Source organism: Cupriavidus sp. 05N40, from assembly GCF_056397305.1.
The window spans coordinates 1-3282 of the sequence record NZ_JBFTND010000383.1 but is presented as its reverse complement, the minus strand read 5'-3'; the positions used below and the strand labels follow the sequence as shown (position 1 = coordinate 3282).

The following is a 3282-nucleotide window of genomic DNA, read 5'->3' as shown; positions in this document are numbered from 1 at the left end:
GAACCAGACCCCTCCCCCAGTCGTTGTAGCCGCGCCGCCGGAAGAAGAAATTGACCTAGTCCGGTATTTGGACGTGCTGCTTGCAAGCCGTTGGCTGATTGCGGCAATTGCGTGCGTCGTTCTGATGCTTGGAATTGCATACGCCTTCCTTGCGCGACCCGTATACCAGGCGGATATCCTTGTCCAGGTTGAGGACAGCCCCAACAGTGCGAAGAGCCTTCTTGGGGATGTATCGAGCCTCTTCGATGTGAAGGCAGAGGCTGCCGCGGAAATCGAGATTCTTCGATCAAGAATGGTGGTCGGAAAAGCAGTAGACAATCTGAAGCTCTATATCGATGCCAAGCCAAAGTACTTCCCGCTGGTTGGAGCAGGGATCGCGCGCAAGGCGAAAGGCCTTTCAGAGCCCGGGTTCTTCGGGTTGGGCGGCTACGCTTGGGCAGCGGAAGCAATCAAGGTCGATCATTTTGATATTCCAGAAGAGCTCGAGGGCGAAAACTTCCAGATTGTAAGCTTGGGAGACGGTCGCTATTCCCTGGAGCAGCCTAGCCTCGATCATCCTATAGCGGGCGTTATCGGCGAGGATATTCGATCCGAACAGAGTGTCGGGACTGTCAGCGTGTTGGTGACCTCGTTGAAAGCGAAGGCAGGCGTAAAATTCAACCTGGTGCGAAATTCAAGATTGAAAACGCTTGAGGATCTGCAGGACGATCTAAAGATTGCGGAAAAAGGAAAACAAAGCGGCATAATCGGTGCGTCGCTAGATGGAAAAGATCCGATTCTGACGGCCGCTATCCTGAATGAGATTGGTGAGGAATACGTTGCCCAAAATATCAAAAGGAAGGCTGCAGAAGCAGAAAAATCTCTGGTATTCCTTGGCGATCTTCTTCCACAACTGAAAGTCGAATTGGAGCGTGCAGAAGTCAAATACAATGACATGCGTAACAAACGCGGCACATTCAATTTGAGTGAGGAAGGTAAAGCATTTCTCCAAGAAAGCGTTACCGCCGACACTACTCTTCTCGAACTGAAGCAAAAGCGCGCTGAGTTGATAACTCGCTTCGCACCTGGTCATCCCTCCGTGATAGCGCTCGACCAGCAAATCGCTGGCCTAAACGAGAAAGTTGGAAGCGTAGCAATTCGAGTGAAATCCCTACCCAACATCGAGCAAGACGCTTTGCGTCTGATGCGCGATGTTCAAGTGAACAACGACCTATACGTAGGGTTGCTGAACAACATGCAGCAACTCAAATTGGTGAAGGCAGGCAAGGTCGGGAATGTTCGTCTGCTGGATAATTCTCCCGTTCCAGAGGAAGCCATTAGACCCAAGAAGCCCTTGGTCATCGCGCTTTCGGCTGTTCTCGGACTTATGTTCGGTGTTATTGTCGCATTTATCAGGAATTGGTTATTCGGAGGAATTACCGATCCTCAAGATATCGAGCAACACACCGGGCTTAGCGTTTATGCAACAGTTCCGCTCTCGCAGGGACAGGTCAGCTTAAGCAACGAACTTCACTCGCGAAAAAAAGGTCAATACTTACTCGCGAATCGCTATCCAAACGAGACGTCCATTGAAAGCTTACGCAGCTTGCGGACCGCTCTCCAGTTCGCGATGCTTGACGCTGACAATAATCGCGTCCTTTTAACGGGACCCACGCCGGGAGTGGGAAAGTCATTTGTCTCAGCGAATCTGGCTGCAGTTATGGCTTCCGGTGGAAAGCGAGTGCTTCTAGTCGATGCGGACATGAGAAGAGGTTATCTGAATCAATATTTCGGAAAAGATCGAAACCTTGGTTTGTCGGATGTACTTGCTGGAAAAGCGAGTATTGAAGATGTTACTCACGGTGACGTGGCGGAGGGGTTGGATTTTATCTCGACAGGAACAATTCCTCCAAATCCAGCTGAGTTACTGTTGAATGAGAAAATGGTCCACTTGCTAGATGAGTTTAGTGGGCGTTATGACTTGGTGATAATTGATACCCCTCCGGTTTTGGCTGTATCGGACACAGCGATTCTCGCCGCACATTGCGGTGCTGTTTTCTTGGTGACGAGGTTCGAAAGAAGCACCATCGGAGAGGTGCGAGAGAGCGCCAAGCAATTGGGACATGCCAACGCCGATGTGAAGGGTGTGATATTTAATGGCCTAGATCCAAAAGCGTTTCGATATAGCTATGGCTCGAAATATGGTCGGTATCGTTACGCCTACTACAACTATGGGGCATAGGGTATTACCCTCCGGCTGGCCGGTTGCTCACCGCCTTTTGCAGAATCACCGATTCCTGCGAAGGGGAATCCGACGGAGGGAACAACATCGATGAATCGTTTTTCATTTTTGCTTTTCTCGGGAAGCTTGTTTTTCTTCTCCTTGAACGCATTTAGTGTCAGAGCTACGGCGATCGGGTACATCTTAATGTGCCTTCTCTTGCTTGTGAACGGAAGCAAGTTGTTGAGTATAAAAAATGGATTAGGCGTCGCAGTGCTTGGGGTGCTCGCATCCACGGCGATTGTTTGGTCGATCTCAATACTTCACGATTTTTATTTAAATTTTTTTATTAAGTTTTTTTTCGTCCAGATTTATATTGCTGCCGTTTATATATGCTTTAAGTCTGCTGTGGTTGGGTGTAGTGAGCTGCGTAAGGCTTGTCAGGTTCTTATATTTATTCATGCAGCATTCTTTCTATTCCAGGTTGGATATTTCTTGGCGACCGGTGATTTCATCGATTTGAATAACTATGTTAGAGAGGTTGAATCGGAATCCCTCTATATGACTAAGGCGCTGGAAGGAAGAGCCATCGGGATTAGGGGAGTAGGTTTGTTTTCTGAGCCGTCATTCTACGCCATGGCCGTACTTCCTGCTGCCGCCGTTCTTTTGGCCATTGACCGGCGCATTACGGTCCCGATTATTATCGCACTTGGGACCGCAACACTAAGCCTCTCAATCGCCGCGATTTTTGTGGTTGCTTTGCTGGGAACAGTCTTTCTTGTTGCGTGCAAGGGATCTCGCTGGGTAAAAGTGGCCATCCTTGCGGCAGCTCTCGCTGCCTCTCCATTTTTGTTTGAGTTTTATAATCTACGGGTCACAGAGTCTGTAGATTACGATGCAATTTCCAGCAGGCAATCTGTATTCGAGGAATTCAAGCAGCGCGAGTGGAATGCTGATGTATTTGGAGCGGGATTTTTTTGGGATGAGACATCCCGGGTCGGTGTAACCGGACTTTGGGGTTACCATGTTCGCGACTCATCTTTCCTGGTCTACTTGTATTTTGCTTCGGGAGTATTGGGGTG

General features: G+C 49.1%; 2 protein-coding genes. Both read left to right on the top strand.

Annotation, left to right across the window (positions count from 1 at the left end):
• On the top strand, positions 1–2221 hold a 2221-nt coding region (locus AC1DO7_RS40515; protein ID WP_477117506.1), incomplete at its 5' end, for a polysaccharide biosynthesis tyrosine autokinase.
• A gap of 90 nt (positions 2222–2311) precedes the next feature.
• Positions 2312–3282 (top strand): hypothetical protein (locus AC1DO7_RS40510; protein ID WP_477117505.1); only part of this gene is annotated, 971 nt, incomplete at its 3' end.